16 protein-coding genes and 1 pseudogene are annotated in these 21,849 nt (G+C 65.3%); 6 read left to right on the forward strand and 11 right to left on the reverse strand.

From position 1 onward, the window contains the following. Both J6500_RS18970 and pcaF read right to left on the reverse strand, forming a co-directional pair. The coding region (locus tag J6500_RS18970) for a dioxygenase family protein (RefSeq protein ID WP_225714217.1) at positions 1-511 on the reverse strand (511 nt) is incomplete at its 3' end. A 104-nt stretch (positions 512-615) separates the two neighbouring features. Then, the gene (gene pcaF / locus J6500_RS18975) at positions 616-1,824 is read right to left on the reverse strand and encodes a 3-oxoadipyl-CoA thiolase (RefSeq protein ID WP_225714218.1); all 1,209 of its coding nucleotides are present in this window, start codon (positions 1,822-1,824) and stop codon (positions 616-618) included. A gap of 212 nt (positions 1,825-2,036) precedes the next feature. Between pcaF and mutS the strand changes: the two genes are divergently transcribed. Continuing rightward, positions 2,037-4,766, forward strand: coding sequence for a DNA mismatch repair protein MutS (gene mutS / locus J6500_RS18980; RefSeq protein ID WP_225714219.1), 2,730 nt, complete (start codon positions 2,037-2,039; stop codon positions 4,764-4,766). Positions 4,767-4,944: 178 nt separating this feature from the next. On the opposite strand, the gene J6500_RS18985 is transcribed toward mutS, so the two are convergent. From J6500_RS18985 to J6500_RS19005, 5 genes are all read right to left on the reverse strand, one after another. Beyond that, a complete protein-coding gene (locus tag J6500_RS18985; RefSeq protein ID WP_225714220.1) occupies positions 4,945-5,745 on the reverse strand; it encodes a hypothetical protein in 801 nt (266 codons plus the stop codon). A gap of 134 nt (positions 5,746-5,879) precedes the next feature. Beyond that, a complete protein-coding gene (locus tag J6500_RS18990) occupies positions 5,880-6,389 on the reverse strand; it encodes an OsmC family protein (RefSeq protein ID WP_225714221.1) in 510 nt (169 codons plus the stop codon). A gap of 109 nt (positions 6,390-6,498) precedes the next feature. After that, complete coding sequence (locus tag J6500_RS18995; protein ID WP_225714222.1) at positions 6,499-7,284, reverse strand: ABC transporter ATP-binding protein; 786 nt, start codon at positions 7,282-7,284, stop codon at positions 6,499-6,501. Continuing rightward, positions 7,284-8,120, reverse strand: a complete 837-nt coding sequence (locus J6500_RS19000) for an ABC transporter permease (protein ID WP_225714223.1) — start codon at positions 8,118-8,120, stop codon at positions 7,284-7,286. The genes J6500_RS18995 and J6500_RS19000 overlap by 1 nt, the downstream gene beginning before the upstream one ends. 105 nt (positions 8,121-8,225) lie before the next feature. Beyond that, positions 8,226-9,200 (reverse strand): aliphatic sulfonate ABC transporter substrate-binding protein, encoded by a 975-nt coding sequence (locus J6500_RS19005; RefSeq protein ID WP_225714224.1) that lies wholly within the window; start codon positions 9,198-9,200, stop codon positions 8,226-8,228. Positions 9,201-9,397: 197 nt separating this feature from the next. Between J6500_RS19005 and J6500_RS19010 the strand changes: the two genes are divergently transcribed. Continuing rightward, positions 9,398-12,190, forward strand: a complete 2,793-nt coding sequence (locus J6500_RS19010) for a [protein-PII] uridylyltransferase (RefSeq protein WP_225714225.1) — start codon at positions 9,398-9,400, stop codon at positions 12,188-12,190. A gap of 75 nt (positions 12,191-12,265) precedes the next feature. Here J6500_RS19010 and J6500_RS19015 read toward each other — a convergent pair whose 3' ends face one another. Then, positions 12,266-12,790, reverse strand: coding sequence for a methylated-DNA--[protein]-cysteine S-methyltransferase (locus J6500_RS19015; RefSeq protein WP_225714226.1), 525 nt, complete (start codon positions 12,788-12,790; stop codon positions 12,266-12,268). A 90-nt stretch (positions 12,791-12,880) separates the two neighbouring features. On the opposite strand from J6500_RS19015, the pseudogene J6500_RS19020 reads away from it, so the two are divergent. From J6500_RS19020 to J6500_RS19030, 3 genes and pseudogenes are all read left to right on the forward strand, one after another. Continuing rightward, positions 12,881-13,003, forward strand: a pseudogene (locus J6500_RS19020) (DUF1304 family protein); the annotation flags it as partial. A gap of 146 nt (positions 13,004-13,149) precedes the next feature. After that, complete coding sequence (locus J6500_RS19025; RefSeq protein WP_225714227.1) at positions 13,150-14,370, forward strand: ABC transporter substrate-binding protein; 1,221 nt, start codon at positions 13,150-13,152, stop codon at positions 14,368-14,370. A 389-nt stretch (positions 14,371-14,759) separates the two neighbouring features. Continuing rightward, positions 14,760-15,986: an ABC transporter substrate-binding protein gene (locus J6500_RS19030; protein ID WP_225714228.1), complete on the forward strand. Its 1,227-nt coding sequence runs from the start codon at positions 14,760-14,762 to the stop codon at positions 15,984-15,986. A 522-nt stretch (positions 15,987-16,508) separates the two neighbouring features. Here the strand turns inward: J6500_RS19030 and J6500_RS19035 are convergent. Beyond that, positions 16,509-16,934 (reverse strand): DUF1330 domain-containing protein, encoded by a 426-nt coding sequence (locus J6500_RS19035; protein WP_225714229.1) that lies wholly within the window; start codon positions 16,932-16,934, stop codon positions 16,509-16,511. Positions 16,935-17,069: 135 nt separating this feature from the next. Here J6500_RS19035 and J6500_RS19040 point away from each other — a divergent pair, with 135 nt between their 5' ends. Next, positions 17,070-19,316, forward strand: coding sequence for a transglycosylase domain-containing protein (locus J6500_RS19040; RefSeq protein WP_225714230.1), 2,247 nt, complete (start codon positions 17,070-17,072; stop codon positions 19,314-19,316). 114 nt (positions 19,317-19,430) lie between these two features. Here J6500_RS19040 and J6500_RS19045 read toward each other — a convergent pair whose 3' ends face one another. After that, complete coding sequence (locus J6500_RS19045) at positions 19,431-20,270, reverse strand: M48 family metallopeptidase (protein ID WP_225714231.1); 840 nt, start codon at positions 20,268-20,270, stop codon at positions 19,431-19,433. 198 nt (positions 20,271-20,468) lie between these two features. Continuing rightward, positions 20,469-21,797, reverse strand: coding sequence for a polyhydroxyalkanoate depolymerase (locus J6500_RS19050; protein ID WP_225714232.1), 1,329 nt, complete (start codon positions 21,795-21,797; stop codon positions 20,469-20,471). Positions 21,798-21,849 lie beyond the last annotated feature (52 nt).

The following is a 21,849-nucleotide window of genomic DNA, read 5'->3' on the forward strand; positions in this document are numbered from 1 at the left end:
TGACGAGACGCGAGATGAAGGAGTGCCCGAACACCGAGAAGTGGATGTGCGCGGGACGCCAGGCATTGTGGTGATTGCCCCAGGGATAGGCGCCGGGCTTGATGGTGATGAACCTGTAATAGCCTTGCGCATCGCTCTGGGTGCGGCCGGCGCCGGTGAAATTGGGATCGAGCGGCGCCGGGTGCTGGTCGACGACATGGACATAGCGGCCGCAGGCGTTGGCCTGCCATAGCTCGACCAGCGTGTTGGGCACGCCGCGGCCGTCTTCATCCAACACGTGGCCGTGCACGATGATGCGTTCGCCGAGCGGCTCGCCCTTGGCCTGGATGGTGAGATCGTTGTCGTGCTCGCGCACGGTCTCATGACCATAGACCGGGCCGGTGAGCTCGGAAAGCGTGTGCCGGATCGGGATCAGCGGCTTTTGCGGCGCGCGCTTGACGGTGGAGCGATAGGCCGGCGACAGACGCGCCGGATGTGCCGCGAGCGATTGCAGCGGATACAGCAAGGTCATGGCGAATTCCTCCGCGGCCCACACGCCGGTAGGCCGACCACTGACCATTATAGGACATAACCAATTCGGGGAAGGACTGTTTTTAGCCCTTCCAAGCCATTGGATCAGTTCAACTTTTCGATCGCGACGGCAACGCCCTGGCCGACGCCAACGCACATAGTTGCCAAGGCAAGCTTCCCGCCCCGCTTCTCCATGCCGTGCACCGCGGTCAAGACCAGCCGCGCGCCGCTCATGCCGAGCGGATGGCCGAGCGCGATCGCGCCGCCATGCGGATTGACGAAATCGGCGTCTTCCTTGACGCCGAGCTGGCGCAGGCAGGCGATGCCCTGCGAGGCGAAGGCTTCGTTGAGCTCGATCAGATCGAAGTCCGACACCTTGATGCCGAGCCGCTCGACCAGCTTCCGCGTCGCCGGCACCGGGCCGATGCCCATGATGCGCGGCGGCACCGCGGCCGACGCCAGGCCGAGGATTTTTGCACGCGGCGTCAGGCCGTGCTTCTTCACCGCGGCTTCCGAGGCGAGGATCATCGCGGCGGCGCCGTCATTGACGCCGGAGGCATTGCCGGCGGTCACCGTGCCGGGATTGCGCACGATCGGCTTCAGCTTTGCCAGACCTTCGAGCGTGGTCTCGGGACGCGGATGCTCGTCCTTGTCGACGGTGATGGGGCCGGCCTTGCCGCCGGGCACCTGGACCGGGGTGATCTCCTCGGCGAAATAGCCCGAGGCGATCGCCGCGCCGGCACGCTGCTGCGAGCGGATCGCCATCGCGTCCTGATCGGCGCGCGAGACCTGGAATTCCTCGGCGACGTTCTCGCCGGTCTCCGGCATCGCATCGACGCCGTACTGCGCCTTCATCAAGGGATTGATGAAGCGCCAGCCGATCGTGGTGTCGAAGATCTCGGCCGAACGCGCGAAGGCTTCCGGCGCCTTGCCCATCACGAACGGCGCGCGCGTCATCGATTCGACGCCGCCGGCGATCGCGAAATCGATCTCGCCGGCGCGGATGGCGCGGCCGGCGGCGCCGACCGCATCGAGGCCCGAGGCGCAGAGCCGGTTCAGCGTCTGGCCAGGAACCGACTCGGGCATGCCGGCAAGCAAGAGCGCCATGCGCGCGACGTTGCGATTGTCCTCGCCGGCCTGGTTGGCGCAGCCGAAATAGACTTCATCGACCTGCGACCAGTCGAGGCCGGGATGCTTGGCCATCAGCGCCTTGATCGGAGCCGCGGCGAGGTCGTCGGCGCGCACCTTGGCGAGCGAGCCGCCGAAACGGCCGATCGGGGTCCGGACGGCATCGCAAATATAGACATCACGCATTGAATCTCTCCCTGAATGCCGTGGTTTAGGCGCTGGATGGCTGGAACCTGAGGGGAGTTTTAGGAGCGCGCTTGCGGCAGGTCAATTGACGCCGCCGCGTGCCATCAGCGCATTCGTGTGAGGTCTGTCAAATGTTGGGCCGTGGAGAGGGTGGAAAACCCCGCTCTCGCGGATAGGACCGCGCGGCGAAATTTTGTAGTTTCCGGCCCCTCATGACCATTCAGCAGCCCATTCCCGTTCCACCCGAACCGACACCTGCAGCGGACACCTCGTCGCGCGTCACGCCGATGATGGAACAGTATCTGGAGATCAAGGCCGCGCACCCCGGCCTGCTGCTGTTCTACCGGATGGGCGATTTCTACGAGCTGTTCTTCGAGGATGCCGAGATCGCCTCGAAGGCACTCGGCATCGTGCTAACCAAGCGCGGCAAGCATCAGGGCATGGACATCCCGATGTGCGGCGTGCCGGTCGAACGCTCCGAGGATTATCTGCACCGGCTGATCGGCGCCGGCCACCGCGTCGCGGTTTGCGAGCAGACCGAGAATCCCGCCGAGGCCAAGGCGCGCGGCAACAAGAGCGTGGTCCGCCGCGGCGTGGTGCGGCTGGTGACCCCGGGCACGCTGACCGAAGACACGCTGCTCGATGCCCGCACCAACAATTACCTGATCGCGATCGCGCGGGCGCGCGGCTCGGCCGGCGCCGATCGGCTTGGGCTCGCCTGGATCGACATCTCGACCTCCGAATTCATGGTGACGGAATGCGCCACCGCGGAGCTTGCCGCGACCTTGGCGCGCATCAATCCGAACGAGGCAATCGTCACCGACGCGCTGTACAGCGACAGCGAGCTCGCGCCGACCCTGCGCGAATTGCCATCGGTGACGCCGCTGACCCGCGACGTGTTCGACAGCGCCACCGCCGAACGGCGGCTGTGCGACTATTTTGCCGTGGCGACGATGGACGGTCTCTCCGCGATGTCGCGACTGGAGGCGACCGCCGCGGCCGCCGCCGTCACCTATATCGACCGCACACAAGTCGGCAAACGGCCGCCGCTGTCGCCGCCGGCGCGCGAGGCCGCCGGCACCACGATGGCGATCGATCCGGCAACCCGCGCCAATCTCGAGCTGACGCGCACGCTCGCCGGCGAGCGTCGTGGCTCGCTGCTCGATGCGATTGACTGTACCGTCACCGCGGCCGGCTCGCGGCTGCTGGCGCAGCGTCTTGCCGCGCCGCTGACCGACGTCGCCGTGATCGCGCCGCGCCTCGATGCGGTCTCGGCCTTCGTCGCCGACAGCGCCGCGCGCGAGGATATCAGAACTGTGTTGAAGACAGCGCCCGACATGTCGCGGGCGCTGGCGCGGCTCTCGGTCGGCCGCGGCGGCCCGCGCGACCTCGCCAGCCTGCGCGACGGCTTGCTTGCCGCCGATCAGGCGCTGGAGCTGCTGGCACAGCTCGACAACCCGCCGGCCGAGGTCGCAGCCGTGATGGCGGCGCTGCGCCGTCCCTCGCGCGACCTGGCGCAGGAATTCTCCTGTGCGCTCGCCGAACAATTGCCGCTGATCAAGCGCGACGGCGGCTTCATTCGCGAGGGCTATGAAGCCGCGCTCGACGAGAGCCGCAATCTGCGCGATGCCTCGCGGCTCGTCGTCGCCGCGATGCAGGCGCGCTATGCCGAGGACACCGGCATCAAGACGCTGAAGATCCGGCACAACAACGTGCTCGGCTATTTCGTCGAGGTCACCGCGCAGCATGGCGACAAGCTGTTCGCAGCGCCGCTGAACGCCACCTTCATCCACCGCCAGACCTTGGCCGGTCAGGTCCGCTTCACCACGGCGGAGCTCGGCGAGACCGAGGCCAAGATCGCCAATGCCGGCGACCGCGCGCTCAATCTCGAGCTCGAGATCTTCGAGCGGCTCAGCGCGATGGCGCTCGCCGCCAGCGACGACCTGCGTGGCGCCGCGCATGCGTTTGCGATGCTCGACGTTGCCACCGCGCTGGCGAAACTCGCGATCGACGATAATTACGTGCGGCCCGAGGTCGACGGCTCGCTCAGCTTTGCGATCGAGGGCGGCCGCCATCCGGTGGTCGAGCAGGCGCTGAAGCGCGACGGCCAGCCGTTCATCGCCAATGCCTGCGATCTCTCGCCGGCGCCGGCGCAGAAATCCGGCCAGCTCTGGCTGATCACCGGCCCGAACATGGCCGGTAAATCGACCTTCCTGCGCCAGAACGCGCTGATCGCGCTGCTGGCGCAGATCGGCAGCTATGTGCCGGCATCGCGGGCGCGGCTCGGCATCGTCGACCGGCTGTTCTCGCGCGTCGGCGCCGCCGACGACCTCGCGCGGGGACGCTCGACCTTCATGGTCGAGATGGTCGAGACCGCGGTGATCCTCAACCAGGCCAGCGAGCGGTCGCTCGTCATCCTCGATGAGATCGGCCGCGGCACCGCGACCTTCGACGGGCTCTCGATCGCTTGGGCCGCGATCGAGCATCTGCACGAGAGCAACCGCTGCCGCACGCTGTTCGCCACGCACTATCATGAGCTGACGGCGCTCTCGGCCAAACTGCCGCGGATGTTCAACGCCACGGTGCGGGTCAAGGAGTGGCAGGGCGACGTCGTGTTCCTGCACGAGGTGCTGCCCGGCTCGGCCGACCGCTCCTACGGCATCCAGGTGGCCAAGCTTGCGGGACTGCCGCCCGCCGTGATCGCGCGCGCCAAGTCCGTGCTGGCGAAACTCGAGGCCCAGGACCGCGGCCAGACCGCGCGCGCCCTGGTCGACGATCTGCCGCTGTTCGCCGTGCCCTCGCGCGCCGCCGCCGAAGACAAGCCGCCGAGCGAAGCGGATTTGCTGGTCGAGGCAGTGAAGGCGCTGCACCCCGACGAGATGTCGCCGCGCGAGGCGCTGGAGGCGCTGTATGCGTTAAGGGCAAAGTTGCCGAAGCAGTGAGTTGCGTAGCCCGGATGCAGCGCAGCGAAATCCGGGGCCGTTCTCCGTTGCCGACCGTCCCGGATTGCGCTGCGCTCCGTCCGGGCTACGCAGTCTCTCCGCCATTATTGCGAGCGAAGCGAAGCAATCCATCGCTCCGCACATGCGGTGAGATGGATTGCTTCGTCGCTGACGGGGGTTAGACCCGGGCGCTCTTCCGCCGACCAATCCACCATAGCGCCAGATTCCACGCCACGCAGGTGGCGAGCGCGCAGCTGAGCCCGATCGGCGAGCCGAATTGCAGCACCGCGACATGCAGCACGGCGACCCCGAGGCCGAAGCCGAGCAGGCCCCAAGCGCTGTTGGCGAGCACCGCCGCCGTTGCCGGGCCGCCGATGCGCGGATGCAGGATCAGCATCATCGAGGAGAACACGATCGGGAACAGCGCCATCACGCCGGTGACGCGCGGGCCGACCCAGCTCGATGCCGTGACCACGGTGCCGACCAGGCTTGCCACCAGCGCGGCGCGCAGCGGGATGTCGTACCAGCGCCGCGCGATCAGCGGCATCTTGGTGACGTGCCGATAAGGCTTCAGCAGCGGGATGCAGATCGCAAAGGTGATGGCGTTGAGGATCAGTCCGGCGGCGAGCGACCAGGCGAACTGGCGTACGATGGTGGCGAGCACCAGCCACACCGTGATCGCGGCGCCGGCGCTGATCCACATGCTGCGGCGCTGCGCCAGCATGGCGTAGGTGAGGCCCATGAAGATCGTGGCCGCGTTGACCGGCAGGCTCGCCAGCGCGCCCTCGGCGATGAAGGCGGCGTCGTGGTCGAGCGCAAGGAAAGTGTAGGACGGCCCGGCCGAGATCGGCAATGTCGCGACCAGCGCGCCGATCACCGGCCCCGAACGTTCCGTAATGATCGACGCGCTGACCACGAAGGCCGCGGCGACGGCCATGCGCAGCACGAGAATCAGGACGAAGTGGAGTTCGGGGGACATCTATCCGTCGTCCCGGCGAAGGCCGGGACCCATAACCACGACTATTCGTGTGGAGTGAAAGCCGTCGAACGGCGCGGCTAGAATCGCGAAGGCCTCGGCGTATGGGTCCCGGCCTTCGCCGGGACGACGGTACCCTACACCCGCGCCATCGTCACCGAGACCTTCGGGCCGTTCTTGATGGTCTGATACACCACGCAATAGCGCTCGGTGAGCTTGAGCAGCAGATCCAGCTTGTCTTGCGGCGCATCGGTGTCGACCTCGAAGCGGAGGCGGATCTCGCGGAAGCCGACCGGGGTCTCCTTGTCGACGCCGAGCGTGCCGCGGAAATCGAGATCGCCTTCGGCCAGCACGTTGCCGGTCTTGAGCGGCACCTCGATGGCCGTCGCGACCGATTTCAGCGTAACGCCGGCGCAGGCGACCAGCGCTTCCAGCAGCATGTCGCCGGAGCAGAGTTCGAGCCCGGAGCCGCCGGTGGCAGGGTGGAGGCCGGCAATCGCGAGCGCACGGCCGGTCTCGACCTTGCAGGAGATGCCCTCGCTCTCGGTCGAGCCTTTGGCCTTCAGCGTGATCACGGCGGCGGAGGGATCGGTCTTGTAGCGCTCCTTGATCGGGGCCTGCATTGCGCGGAGTTCGGCGGCATCCATGGTTCTTGCTCCCGGCTATTCTTTTGTTTGAGCATGATCTTTTCGGAAAACCGGCTTCCACTTTTCCGGATCATGCTCTAAGCCGATGTAAGACCTTATGGCGCCGATGTCACCACCACATCGCCTCGCCCGCGCTGGATTTGTCGGCAGGGTCGCGCACCGCGCGGTCCAGCGAGCGATCGAGCGCCGTCAGCACACGGCGCTTAAAGGTGTCGAACAGCTCCGATTTGCGGTCACGCGGCCGCGCCAGGTTGATGGTGATCTCCTGAAACAGCCGGCCCGGCCGCGGCCGCATCACCAGCACGCGGTCGGCCAGCACCACCGCCTCGTCGACGTCGTGGGTGACCAGGATCAGGGTCGGCCGCGTGTCGGCCCATAGATCGAGCAGATGGTCCTGCAGGTCGCGCCGGGTGAAGGCATCGAGCGCCGAGAACGGCTCGTCGAGCAGCAGCACTTCCGGCTGCGGCACCAGCGCACGCGCAATCGCGACGCGCTGCGCCTGGCCGCCGGACAGCTCGCGCGGCCAGGCATCGGCCTTGTCGGCAAGCCCGACCCGAGCGAGCGCCGCCGCGACCTTTTCGCGCCTGACATCCGCCGGCAGGTCGGCGAGGCCGAAGTCGATATTGTCGGCGACGGACAGCCAGGGCAACAGCCGCGGCTCCTGGAAGATGATGCCGATCTTGGCATGCGGCGAGGTGATCACGACGTTGTCCAACGACACGCTGCCGGTGGAGGCGCGATCGAGACCGGCGATGGCGCGCAGCAGCGTCGACTTGCCGCAACCGGACCCGCCGATAATGGCGATGATCTCGCCCGGCTGGATTTCGGCGGAGAAACGCTCCAGCGCGTGGACCCCGTTGGGATAGGTCTTGCCGACCTCTTTCAGCGCCAGCATCAGGCCCCTCCCCGCGCACCGAACGCGTCCTGCCAGCGCAGCAGCGGCGCGGCGGCGAGCTCGATCAGCCAGTCGGTGAGTTTGCCAAGGATGGCGAAGATTACGATCGCGGCGAGGATCTGCGCCGGTTTGCCGAGCTGCTGGCCGTCGAGCAGGAGATAGCCGAGGCCCTCGGATGCACCGATCAATTCGGCCGCGACCACGAACATCCAGCCGAGGCCGAGGCCGACCCGCAGCGACACCACATAGGCCGGCAGCACCGCCGGCAGAAGGATGCGGCGAATCATCGCCGGGCCGGAGAGGCGAAAGACGCGGCCGACCTCGACGATCTTGCGATCGACCGAGAGGATCGCGCCCATCACCCCGAGATAGATCGGGAAAAATACGCCGACCGCGATCAGCACGATCTTCGAGGTCTCGAAGATGCCCAGCCAGAGCACGAACAGCGGCACCCAGGCCAGCGACGGGATCGCGCGCAGCGCCTGCACGGTCGGATCGAGCAGCCGGCGCGCCAGGCCCCAGTAGCCCGAGATCGCGCCGAGGATGGTGCCGGCGACGACGCCGAGTGCGAAGCCGGCGCCGACCCGCCACAGCGTCGCGAGGATATGGCGCGACAGCTCGCCGCTCTTCGCCAGCTCGGCGATGGTGGCGAACACTTTTGACGGCGGCGGCACCAGGCGGCCGTTGGAATAGCCCAGGAAGACGACGAGTTCCCAGCCCAGCGCCAGCACGACCGGCAGCAGCAGCCCGAGCGCCGGCCGCGCGTAGCGCTGCCACCGCGCCGGCGCGGCAGCCGGCCCGGCCGTCTGTTCCAGCGCCGGCAGATCAACGGTCATGGCCATAGCAAGAACTATTGTTCGGGCGGGATTGCAAGGTGCCGCCGCTCTATACGCCATCGTCCCGGCAAAAGCCGGGACGACGGAGTAGGTTCACGAGCAGAGCTAGTTCGTCGGCAGCGCGACCTGATCGTCGATCAGCGAGTCCAGCGCCGCCTTGACGTCGGTCTTGGCGTCGATCACGCCGGCCTGCTGCAAAGCGAGGCCGGCGGCGAGGATCGACTCGCGCTGCGGGGCGCCGATGCGGCTGTGGGTCAGCTCGGTGCGCTCCTTGAGCTGCTTGTCGACGACGGCATCGGGCAGCTTGGTCACCGCGATGAAGGTCTTCTTCAGCTCGTCGTAGTTCGCCAGCGAATATTTCCGCGCCTCTTCGTAGGTTGCGAGCACACGGCGGACGATGTCGGGATAATCCTTCAGGAACTGCTCGCGCACATTGAGGATGCCCCAGGTGTTGGCGTCGGCCTTGCGGTAGAACAGCTTGGCGCCGTCCTCGACCTCGGCCTGCGCCATCATCGGATCAAGTCCGGCCCAGGCGTCGACGTCGCCGCGGATCAGCGCTGTCTTGCCGTCGGCGTGCTGCAGCAGCACCGGGGTGGTGTCCTTTTCGGTGAGGCCGGCACCGAGCAGCGCACGAACCAGGAAGATGTGCGGGTCGGTGCCGCGGGTCACCGCGACGCGCTTGCCCTTGAGGTCGGCGACCGAGGCGATCTTGGAGTCCTTGCCGGTGACCAGCGCGGTCCATTCGGGGCGTGAATAGACGTAGATCGACTTGATCGGATTGCCGTTGATCTTCGCCACCAAAGCGGCCGAGCCCGCGGTCGAGCCGAGATCGATCGAGCCGGCGTTGAGGAATTCCAGCGCCTTGTTGGAGCCGGCCGACTGCACCCAGACGATGCTGATGCCGTCCTTGGCGAACTCCTTCTCCAGCAGGCCTTTCTGCTTGAGTACCATCGACACCGGATTGTAGGTCGCCCAGTCGATCCGGATCTCCTTCAGCGCATCGGCGGCAAAGGCCGCGCCGGGAAACAGGGCCGAGATCGCGAATAGCGCGGCAGCCGCCCGCCGGGACAATTTTTGCATTCGTCGGCCTCCTTGATCGAACTGAGAACACTCTTTTAATTCAATGAGTTATCCTTGCGGTCAACGAGAAAACCTCTACTTTTTGCCAACCGGCGCAAGAACAAACTTGCTTGACGCGCCCAACAAACAGCATGGAGCTGCTGTCCTTATACTTTGGTCAGTGACAGCAACCGCTCCGTCCGATATCGGATGGATACATGGACAGCATCGTAGCCGAGGACCGCCCCGAAGCGGATCATCGTTTTGAGACCGCGCGGATCACCGCCGCGATCGATGTGCTCGCCGAAAAGCACGCGGGCCGCGAGGACCAGTTCCGCGCCGCGACGGCGCAGCTGCTGAAGGCCGAACTGGTCGCGGCACGCACCAGGGCGCAGGCGCTGCTGCTGAAGGACCGCCACGGCCGGCGCTGCGCCGAGCGGCTCTGCTTCGTGCAGGACGAGATCATCCGCATCCTCTACGCGGCCGCCACGAAGCACCTTTATCATTCGCCGATCCCCTCGGGCGCCGAGCGGATGGCCGTGGTCGCGACCGGCGGCTATGGCCGCGGGCTGATGGCGCCGGAATCCGATATCGATCTGCTGTTCATCCTGCCCTACAAGCAGACCGCGTGGGGCGAGCAGGTTGCCGAAGCGATCCTCTATTGCCTGTGGGACATGGGGCTGAAGGTCGGCCACGCCACCCGTTCGGTCGACGAATCGATCCGCCAGGCGCGCGGCGACATGACGATCCGCACCGCGATCCTGGAGACGCGCTTTCTGACCGGCGACCAGCCGCTCTATGACGAGCTGGTCGAGCGCTTCGACAAGGAAGTGGTTCAAGGCACCGCATCGGAGTTCGTCACCGCAAAGCTCGCCGAGCGTGAGGAGCGGCACCGCCGCGCCGGCCAGTCACGCTACCTGGTCGAGCCGAACGTGAAGGACGGCAAGGGCGGGCTGCGTGACCTGCACACGCTGTTCTGGATCGCGAAATACGTCTACCGCGTGCGCGAGACCGACGAGCTGTTGGAGCGCGGCGTGTTCGACGCGCAGGAGTACCGCACCTTCCGCCGCTGCGCCGACTTCTTGTGGTCGGTGCGCTGCAATCTGCACTTCTTCGCCGGCCGCGCCGAGGAGCGGCTGTCGTTCGACATGCAGCGCGAGATCGCGGTGCGGCTCGGCTACACCTCGCATCCCGGCATGCAGGACGTCGAGCGCTTCATGAAGCACTACTTCCTGATCGCCAAGGACGTCGGCGACCTCACCGCGATCCTGTGCGCCAAGCTCGAGGAGGAGCAGAAGAAGCCGGCGCCGGTGCTGAGCCGCATGGTGGCGCGCTTCCGCCCCGCCACCAAGCGACGGCGGGTCCCGGAAAGCGACGACTTCATCGTCGACAACAACCGCATCAACCTCGCCGCGCCGGATGTCTTCAAGCAGGACCCGGTCAATCTGATCCGGATCTTCCGGCTCGCGCAGAAGAACAACCTCGCCTTCCATCCCGATGCGATGCGCACGGTGACGCGCTCGCTGAAGCTGATCAACACCCCGCTTCGCGAGGACGAGGAAGCCAACCGCCTGTTCATGGAGATATTGACCTCCGACAACGCGGAAACGGTGCTGCGGCGGATGAACGAGACCGGCGTGCTCGGCCATTTCATCCGTGCCTTCGGCAAGATCGTGTCGATGATGCAGTTCAACATGTACCACCACTACACGGTGGACGAGCATCTGATCCGCTGCATCGGCTTCCTGCAGGATATCGAGCGCGGCGGCAACGAGGAGTTCACAGTCGCCAGCGACCTGTTCCGCAAGATCCGGCCCGAGCACCGCGCGGTGCTGTATATCGCGACGCTGCTGCACGACGTCGCCAAGGGCCGGCCCGAGGATCATTCGATCGCCGGTGCCAAGGTGGCGCGGCGGCTGTGCCCGCGGCTCGGCTTCTCGGCCGCCGACACCGAGCTGGTGGCATGGCTGATCGAGGAGCATCTGACGATGTCGACGGTGGCGCAGTCGCGCGACCTGTCGGACCGCAAGACGATCGAGAACTTCGCCGCCGTGGTGCAGTCGGTGGAGCAGATGAAACTGCTGACGATCCTGACCACCGCGGACATCCGCGGCGTCGGCCCCGGCGTGTGGAACGGCTGGAAGGCGCAGCTGATACGCACGCTGTATTACGAAACCGAGCCGGTGCTGACCGGCGGCTTCTCGGAGGTCAATCGCGCTCAGCGCATCGCGGTGGCGCAGGCCGAATTCCGCGCCGCCTTCACCGAATGGCCGGAAGCCGAGCTCAACGCCTATATCGGCCGGCATTACCCGGCCTACTGGCTCAAGGTCGAGCTGCCACGAAAAATCCGCCAGGCGCGTTTCATCCGCGCCAGCGAGCAGGCCGGGCACAAGCTTGCCATCAATGTCGGATTCGACGAGTTGCGCAGTGTCACCGAGCTGACGATCCTGGCGACCGACCATCCCTGGCTGCTCTCGATCATTGCCGGCGCCTGTGCGTCGGCAGGCGCCAATATCGTCGACGCCCAGATCTACACCACGACCGACGGCCGCGCGCTCGACACCATCTCGATCTCACGCGAATACGACCGCGACGAGGACGAAGGCCGCCGCGCGACACGGATCGGCGAGATGATCGAGCAGGTGCTGGAGGGCAAGCTGCGACTGCCCGAGGCGGTGGCCAAGCGTGCCGTGCGCAGCAAGGCGCGGCCGTTCATCGTCGAGCCGGAGGTCACCATCAACAACGCCTGGTCCGACCGCTACACCGTGATCGAGGTGTCCGGCCTCGACCGGCCCGGCCTGCTCTACCAGCTCACCACCGCGATCTCCAAGCTCAACCTCAATATCGCCTCGGCGCATGTCGCAACATTCGGCGAACGCGCCCGCGACGTATTCTATGTCACCGACCTGCTCGGCGCGCAGATCACCGCGCCGACCCGCCAGGCCGCGATCAAGAGCGCGCTGCTGCATCTGTTGTCGAGCGAGGACCAGGCCGCGAAGCCTGCGGCGTAGGACCCGCCTTTCTCCACCAGTCATTCCGGGGCGCGCGAAGCGCGAGCCCCGGAATGGCGAATTGAGAGAGCAGATTCAAACCTCGACGCCCTCATGGCGCAGCAGCCAGCGCTTGCGTTCCAGCCCGCCGCCATATTTCACCAGCGAGCCGTTGGCGCCGATCAGGCGATGACAGGGCACCACGACGCTGATCGGATTCGAGCCGTTGGCGTGGCCGACCGCGCGCATCGCGTTCGGCACGTTCAGCTTCGCCGCCAGCGCGCCGTAGCTCATGGTTGTGCCGGCCAGGATCTTCGGCAGCGCGTGCCAGACCTTCTGCTGGAATGGCGTTCCGGCAACGCGCCATTCGATATCGTCGAGGCGATCGAGATCGCCCTTGAAGTAAGCGCCCAGCGCCTTCCGCAGCGCCGCCGGCGCGCGGCCGTCCCGCAATGTGACTTGACCATAGTGCAGCCGCAGCAGGTCGAGCATGCGGCCCTCATAGTCGTCCCAATCCAGCGCGCGCAGCACGCCGTCATCATCGGTCACCAATAGCGCGGTGCCGATCGGCGTCGTCAGGCGGTCGAGGTTGAAGGTGCATGGTGTCTTGGAAACGGCCATCGTCGTCACTCGGGAAGGGGATTCGCTCCGCATACATTCCATCGCCCGCATGATAGCGTCCACCCGAATTCCGGTAAGGGGGACCGCATCATGCTCTTGCTCGCCAATGTCCTGGTCGCGATCGTGGCCGCGCTGCACATCTATTTCCCGGCGCTCGAGATGTTTCTGTGGACCAGGCCGCTCGGCCTGGAAAGCTTCCGCAACACGATCGAGTAGGCGACCGACCAGGCGGTGGCGACGTTGCGCGAACGCCGCATTGCCTTGCAATGGCACCTGCCTTCCTTCATCATTCCTGCAACGATGACATCCGCAGGCCGAAGGTGGCGGACAAGATCATCGGCAACATGGGAGGTCACGACATGAGAAGCGTGCAACTGCTCGCTGCGACTGCGCTTGCCATTACGTTGTCAGTCACATCAGCCGCCGCGCACAAGAAATACGACACCGGCGCCAGTGACACCGAGATCAAGATCGGCCAGACCGTGCCGTTCTCGGGCCCCGCGTCGGCCTATGCCGGCATCGGCAAGACCCAAGCCGCCTATATCAGGATGATCAACGAGCAGGGCGGCATCAACGGCCGCAAGCTGAACCTGATCCAGTATGACGACGCCTATTCGCCGCCGAAGGCGGTCGAGCAGGTGCGCAAGCTGGTGGAAGGCGACGAAGTGCTGTTCACCTTCCAGATCATCGGCACGCCGTCAAATGCCGCCGTGCAGAAATATCTGAATGCCAAGAAGGTGCCGCAGCTGCTGGCCTCGACCGGCGCCTCGCGCTTCTCCGATCCGCAGAACGCGCCGTGGACGATTGCCTTCAACCCGAACTACCAGTCCGAAGGACGCATCTACGCCAAATACATCCTGGCCAATCACCCCAACGCCAAGATCGGCATCTTCTACCAGAACGACGATCTCGGCCGCGACTACATCACCGGCCTGAAGAGCGGACTCGGCGACAAGGCGGCGAGCATGATCGTCGCCGAGGTGTCCTACGAGCTGACCGACCCTACGGTCGATTCCCAGATCGTGAAGTTGAAGGCCGCAGGCGTCGACCTGGTCTATGACGCCTCGACGCCGAAATTCGCCGCGCAGGCGATCCGCAAGATCGCCGATCTCAACTGGAATCCGGTGCACATTCTCGACATCAATGCGAGCCCGGTGTCGGCCACGCTGAAGCCCGCCGGGCTCGACATCTCCAAGGGCATCATCTCGACCAACTACGGCAAAGACCCCGCCGATCCGCAGTGGAAGGACGATCCGGGCGTGAAGGCGTATTTCGCCTTCATGGACAAGTATTATCCGGAGGGCGACAAGCTCAACACCGTCAATACCTACGGCTACTCGACGGCCGAGCTGCTGATCCAGGTGCTCAAGCAATGCGGCGACGACCTCACCCGCGAGAACCTGATGAAGCAGGTGACCAGCTTGAAGAAGTTCGTGCCGAGCCTCGCGCTGCCCGGCATGTCGATCACGACGGGCCCGAACGACTATCGCATCAACAAGCAGATGCAGATGATGCGCTTCAATGGCGAGCGCTGGGAGCTGTTCGGTCCGATCATCGAGGATACGGGACCGGCGGGTTAGCCGCGGTCGCGACGCGGTGAAGCTGCTTCCCCTCTCCCAGTTCCGGCGGGGAGAGGGTTGGGGTGAGGGGGCTCTATCCGCAAAGGCGGCAGCAGACGATCCGCGGAGACTCCCCCTCACCCGCATCGCATCTTCGATGCAAGGCGACCTCTCCCCGCAAGCGGGGCGAGGTAAAGGAAGAGCTCGTCGCAACTTTCCCGCCCCGCTCCGCGCGCCTCTTTTGCATCGCCCCTTACTTTCGTTGACTGAAATCGCTCGCTTTTTGGCATTGCTCGTCTTGCGTCGCAGCAATGCTTCCTCCAGTATCCCGGCCCAGCGATGGCAACCCACGGGCGTTTGGACCCGCGGAGAAGATCATCGGCCAACCAGTCACGTGAGGAAGCAGCATTATGAAAAATCGGATTTTCCATCTGGTCACGGCAACGGCGCTGACGATCGTGCTGTCCGCGACATCGGCGCTGGCGCAGAAGAAGTACGATCCCGGCGCGAACGATACCGAGATCAAGATCGGCCAGACCGTGCCATTCTCCGGACCGGCCTCCGCCTATGCCTCGATCGGCAAGACCCAGGCGGCCTACTTCAAGATGATCAACGATCAGGGCGGCATCAATGGCCGCAAGATCAATCTGATCCAGTATGACGACGCCTATTCGCCGCCGAAGGCGGTCGAGCAGGTGCGCAAGCTGGTCGAGAGCGACGAAGTGCTCTTGACCTTCCAGATCGTCGGCACGCCGTCGAACGCCGCCGTGCAGAAGTATCTGAATTCCAAGAAGGTGCCGCAGCTGTTCGCTGCGACCGGCGCCTCCAAGTTCACCGATCCGAAGAACTTCCCCTGGACGCTCGGCTTCAACCCGAACTACTTCGTCGAGGGCCGCATCTACGGCCAGTACATCCTGAAGGAGCATCCGAACGCCAAGATCGGCGTGCTCTATCAGAACGACGACCTCGGCAAGGACTATCTGAACGGCATCAAGGCCGGCCTCGGCGACAAGGCGGCGAAGATGATCGTGGCCGAAGCCTCCTACGAGGTGTCAGATCCGACCATCGATTCGCAGGTGATCAAGATCAAGGATGCCGGCGCCGATCTGTTCTTCTCGGCCTCGACTCCGAAGCAGGCCGCGCAGGCGATCAAGAAGATCGCCGAGCTCGGCTGGAAGCCGATCCATATCGTCGACATCAACGCCACCTCGGTCGGCGCCGTGCTGCAACCGGCGGGCCTGGAGAACTCCAAGGGCCTGATCAGCACCAACTACGGCAAGGATCCGGCCGATCCGCAGTGGAAGGACGATCCGGGCATGAAGCGCTATTTCGACTTCATGGCCAAGTACTATCCGGACGGCGACAAGAACTCGAACTTCAACACCTACGGCTACTCGACCGCGCAGCTGATGGCGCATGTGCTGAAGCAGTGCGGCGACGACCTGACGCGTGAGAACGTGCTGAAGCAGGCCACCAACCTGAAGAACGTCGAGCTCGACATGGCGCTGCCCGGCATCAAGGGCAACACCGCGCCGAACGACTACCGCGTCAACAAGCAGCTGCAGATGATGCGCTTCAACGGCGAGCGCTGGGAGCTGTTCGGCCCGATCCTCGAGGATGCCGGCCCGGCGGGCTAGTCATTGTCTTCAACGTCTGAAATGCGATCGGCGGCCTTCGGGCCGCTGATTTGTTTTTGCCGTTCGCGCGGCCACTCCCTTACCGTCAGGAAATGTGAATATACCGTCGTCCTGGCGAAAGCCAGGACCCATTACCCCAACCGCATGTTGTTGTGCGACGCCGGGCCACTAACCCGCTCTCAATCCAATTCGGTGGTTATGGGTCCTGGCCTTCGCCAGGAGGACGGCGTGGTGGCTGCTTCTTCAGCGGCCCTCGAAGGGTCGACGGCCCCGCTGGTGGCCGTGCATCCTTCGAGGCTGGCCGAAGAGGCTCGCGCTTCGAGCGACAAAGGCGAAGCCTTTGCGCGGGGATGACGGGTTGGTTTGCTCAACTTGCTCGGTGTCATCGCCCGGTCCATGTGCGCAATTGCGCACAGGCCGGGCGATGACAGCGGTAGGAGAGGACAAAGCTTCACACCCTCTCAGAATGACGGGGATAGTGCGCGGCCGCGCATGACGACAGTCAGCCAACGGCTGACATCATCACTTCGGAATCTCCCCGAACGTCTTGCCCACTGGCAGCACCGCGTGCCGGATCAACCGCGAATCCTCGACCGCGGCCTGGCGATGCTTCACCGCCTCGCGGTACACCGGATCGCGGATCATCTCGACGAAGGCGGCGACGCTTGGATATTCGGCGATGAAGCAATGGTCCCAGCGTTCCTCCTGCGGGCCGATCAGCATCAGCTCGAAGCGGCCCTGCCAGACGATGCGGCCGCCGAGCCGCTCGAACACCGGGCCGCTCTCGCGGCCGTAGGACGCATAGGCCTCCGCGCCGCTGATCTTGCGGCCGTCGGGATAGGCGGCCCATTCGCGCAGACGCACGAGATTGAGCATGTGGATCGGGCCCGGCCGATCGCTCTCGCGGAACTGTGCGAAGATTTCCTTGGTCGGATCGATATGGCCCATATGCGGTGCTCCCTTGTCTGTTCCACCGATATGTAGCACGCAGCGCCCAACCTCCTAATCCCCCGTTAAGCTTTGCGTAACCGCCCCTTAAACCGGGAACGCTAGCGTGCCGCGAGAATCGTGTGAGCGTTGCGGATGGCGTGGGGACGGAAAAAAGGCGGTGCGCGCAAGGAGCCGCTGTTCGGGCTTCCGGCCGCGCTCGCCGATCTGCGGCTCTCGCCGTCCGACCGCATTCCCGGCGGCGACGACGAGAAGCCGGCCAAAGCCAAGCCCAAGAGCAGTGACTCCGGCGGCGAGAAGCCGCGTCCCGCGCGCAGCAGCGGCGGCGGCAAGCGCCGCGGCAAGACGCGCGGCCTCGGCATCGGCCGTCTGTTCTATTGGACCGCGGTGCTCGCGTTGTGGGCCGGGATCGCGGTGATCGGTGTCGTGGTGTGGGTCGGCGCGCATCTGCCGCCGATCCAGTCGCTCGAAATTCCCAAGCGGCCGCCCACCATCCAAATCGTCGGCATGGATGGCAGCGTGCTCGCGCAGCGCGGCGAGATGGCCGGCGCCAATATCGCGCTGAAGGATTTGCCGCCCTATCTGCCGAAGGCTTTCATTGCGATCGAGGACCGCCGCTTCTATTCGCATTTCGGCGTCGACCCGCTCGGCATCGCGCGCGCGGCGTTGACCAACGTCCTGCACCGCGGCGTGTCGCAGGGCGGCTCGACCTTGACGCAGCAGCTCGCCAAGAACCTGTTCCTGACCCAGGAACGCACCATGATGCGCAAGCTGCAGGAGGCCGAGCTCGCACTGTGGCTGGAGCGCAAGCATTCCAAGGACGAGATCCTCGAGCTCTATCTCAACCGGGTCTATTTCGGCTCCGGCGCCTATGGCGTCGAGGCGGCGGCGCAGCGCTATTTCGGCAAGTCGGCGAAGAACGTGACGGTCGCGGAGGCCGCGATGCTCGCGGGCCTCGTCAAGTCGCCGTCGCGGCTGGCGCCGAACCGCAACCCCGAAGGCGCCGAGCAGCGTGCGCGGGTGGTGCTCGCGGCAATGGCCGATGCCAAATTCATCACCGAAGCGCAGGCGAAAGTCTCGAACGGCCCGGCCCTGGTCGCCGTGAAGCCGGCCGGCGCCGGCACCGTGAACTATGTCGCCGACTGGATCGGCGAAGTGCTCGACGACCTCGTCGGCCAGATCGATCAGGACATCGTGGTGCAGACCACGATCGATCCGAGGCTGCAAAGCGCGGCCGAAGCCGCCATCATCGACGAACTCGCCGCCAAGAGCGTGAAGTTCAATGTCAGCCAGGGCGCGCTGGTGGCGATGACGCCGGGCGGCGCGGTGCGCGCGATGGTCGGCGGCCGGAACTATTCCGAGAGCCAGTATAACCGCGCGGTGACTGCGAAGCGCCAGCCCGGCTCGGCATTCAAGCCGTTCGTCTATCTCACTGCGGTCGAGTCGGGGCTGACGCCCGACACCATCCGGACCGACGCGCCGCTCGACATCAAGGGCTGGAAGCCGGAGAACTACACCCACGAATATTTCGGCTCGGTGACGCTGACCCAGGCGCTGGCGATGTCGCTGAACACGGTGGCGGTGCGGCTCGGCCTCGAGGTTGGCCCGAAGAACGTGGTGCGCACCGCGCACCGCCTCGGCATCTCGTCGAAGCTGGAACCCAACGTCTCGATCGCACTCGGCACCTCCGAAGTGTCGGTGATCGAGCTCGTCGGCGCCTATGCGCCGTTCGCCAATGGCGGGCTCGGCATCGCACCGCATGTGATTACCAAGATCCGCACCAGCTCAGGCAAGCTGCTCTACGACCGGCCGGCCGATCCGCCCAACCAGGTGATCGAGCCGCGGTACGATGCGATGATGAACAGCATGATGCGCGAGACGCTGATCTCCGGCACCGCGCGCAAGGCCGAGATTCCCGGCTGGACCGCGGCCGGCAAGACCGGCACCAGCCAGGATTATCGGGACGCCTGGTTCATCGGCTACACCGCCCATCTCGTCACCGGCGTCTGGCTCGGCAATGACGACAATTCCCCGACCAAGAAGGCGACCGGCGGCGGCCTGCCGGTGGAAGTGTGGACCCGCTTCATGAAGGCGGCGCATCAGGGCGTACCTGTCGCGGCGATCCCGAACTCCCAAGGCAGTTGGGGACCGGCCAATCTGATGCAGGTCTCGTCGCAGATCACCCCGCCGTCGGCACCGCCGATGCAATTGCAGCCGCAGATGCAAGCACCGCAGCCGGCGGCGCCGATGCCATCGGGCGCCGGTTATTACCGCCAACCGCCGCCGGTGCGCACGTCGGCGCCGCCGAATCCGAGCGCGCGGCCTGAGGCTGCGGCCGGGCTGGACGGCTGGCTGGTGGACCGGGTGTTCGGCGGGCGCTAATTGCATCCGCGCCGCGGATGCGTAGCCCCGATGCAGCGAAGCGCAATCCGGGGCTGCTCTCACAAATAGCGCAAGCAATCCCGGATTGCGCTTCGCTCCGTGGCGTGACCGCCGCTACTCCTGAATCCCGTAGCGGTGCAGATCGTTGCCGTGGGTATCGAGCCAGGTCTTGGCGCGCTCGACTGAGCCGCAGACCTTGCCGACCACCCGCCAGAACCGCGCCGAATGGTTCATCTCGACGAGATGGGCGACCTCATGCGCGGCGAGATAATCAAGCACGAAGGGCGGCGCGAGGATCAGCCGCCAGGAGAACGACAGCGACCCGGCCGAGGTGCAGGAGCCCCAGCGGCTGGACTGATCTCGGATCGAGATCCGCCGCACCTTGACGCCGAGTTCCGCGGCGTAAAACTGTGCCGCCTTTTGCAGATCCTTGCGCGCCTCGCGCTTGAGGAAGTCGTGCACGCGGCGGTCCATATGCTCGACGCCGCCGGCGGCGCAGATGATCTTCTCGCCGCTGTCGCGCGTCTCGGTCCATACCGTGCCACGCTCGCCCGCACGATGCACCAGCCGATGCGGCACGCCGCGCAGCGGCACCACGGTGCCCGGCTGAAACGGCGCAGCCTTCGGCAAACGGCCGAGACGAGCGGCGATCCAGCCGCCATGCAGCTGCGCGAACTCCTTGGCCTCCGCGATAAGGCCGCGCGGCGGCATCGTCAGGATCGCTTCACGGTCGGTCGGATGGATTCGCAGCGTGTAGCGGCGCGCGCGCCTGTGCCGCCTCAGCCTGATCGCGAAGAACTGGGAGCCGTGTCTGATCAAAATAGTCGAGGGTTCGGCAGGCCGCCGATAGAGGAGCGCGCGAGTAGCCATTTCTGAGAGTCCGGGGAGCAGGAGTTCACCCGGATTCTGCCATATCCGCCGCCAGGGAAAGCGCTCGGCGCAAAAACAAATCATTTGCCCAATATACAGGGGCTCCCGGTTTACGGACCTCTATGGGCTGGGGTTGGAACCGAAATTTCTTGAGTGAATCGGGGTCGAGAATTAGGTCCAAAAGATGAAATCGGATTCATCCCTTGAGCCTCGCCCGATTTGGGATTCTTTCAGTTAAATCAGCGACTTGGTTGGCCACCGAAATCCCGGCCGAAACGATACCTATTCAGCCGCGGCAACCAGCGAAAGCCGCGTATTGGCCGCCGACACCATGAAATCGGATATTCTCGGCACGATTTCGGACCGGAAACGCGACCCGTTGAACACGCCGTAATGGCCGACGCCCTTCTGCACGTAGTGCACGCGGCGATGATTGGGAATCGCGGTGCACAGTCCGTGCGTCGCCTCGGTCTGACCGAGGCCGGAGATGTCGTCCTTCTCGCCTTCCACCGTCATCAGCGCGACGCGGCGAATCCGGGAAGGATCGACCGGCTTGCCGCGATGGGTCATCTCGCCCTTCGGCAGCGCGTGCTTGACGAACACGAGGTCGACGGTCTGCAGGTAATACTCCGCCGTGAGGTCCATCACGGCGAGATATTCGTCATAGAACTCACGGTGCTTGTCGACGAGGTCGCCGTCGCCCTTCACCAGATTGGCGAACAGCGCCTTGTGCGCGTCCATGTGCCGGTCGAGATTCATGCTGATGAAGCCGTTGAGCTGCAGGAATCCCGGATAGACGTCGCGCATCACGCCCGGATGCGGGAATGGCACCTTGGTAATGACGTTGTTGCGGAACCAGTCGATACCGCGCTCCGCGGCGAGGTCGTTGACCGCGGTCGGATTGCGCCGCGTGTCGATCGGGCCGCCCATCAGCGTCATCGACAGCGGTACGAACGGATCGTTATTGGCTTCCATCACCGAGACCGCCGCAACCACCGGCACCGAAGGCTGGCACACCGCGATGACGTGCATGTTGCCGCCGAGGACGTGCAGCATCTCGATCAGGTAATCGACATAATCATCGAGATCGAACCGGCCGGCCGCGAGCGGCACCATGCGGGCATCGGCCCAGTCGGTGATGTAGACCTCATGGGTCGGCAGGAAGGCTTCGACGGTGCCGCGCAGCAGGGTCGCATAGTGGCCGGACATCGGCGCCACGATCAGCACCCGCGGCTGCGGGCTGCGCAGCGGACGGGTCAGCTTGCGATCGAAATGCAGCAGGCGGCAGAACGGCTTCTCCCAGATCGAACGCACTTCGACCGGAGTGCGGATGCCGTTGACCTCGGTCGTCGGCAGGTTCCATTCCGGCTTGCCGTAACGGCGGGTGGTGCGCTCGAACAGCTCGCATCCGGCGGCGATCGATTTGCCGAACTCGGTATGGGTCCACGGATTGAGCGGGTTCTGAAACAGGATCTTGGTGGCGTCGGTCACCGCGCGTGCCGGATTGAGCGACGCATGCGCCATCTCGTACATCCAGTACAGCGGCGTCGTGAGTGCCGGACTGCCTTCTGTCGCCAGTGGCGGAGCGCCGCCAAATTCACCGATGGGCATAAGCTTTTCAAATCCCTGTTTGCGCCGCAGCATCCTGACGAATGCAAAATAA

The organism is Bradyrhizobium semiaridum (genome assembly GCF_020329505.1).
Taxonomy (GTDB): Bacteria; Pseudomonadota; Alphaproteobacteria; order Rhizobiales; family Xanthobacteraceae; genus Bradyrhizobium; species Bradyrhizobium semiaridum.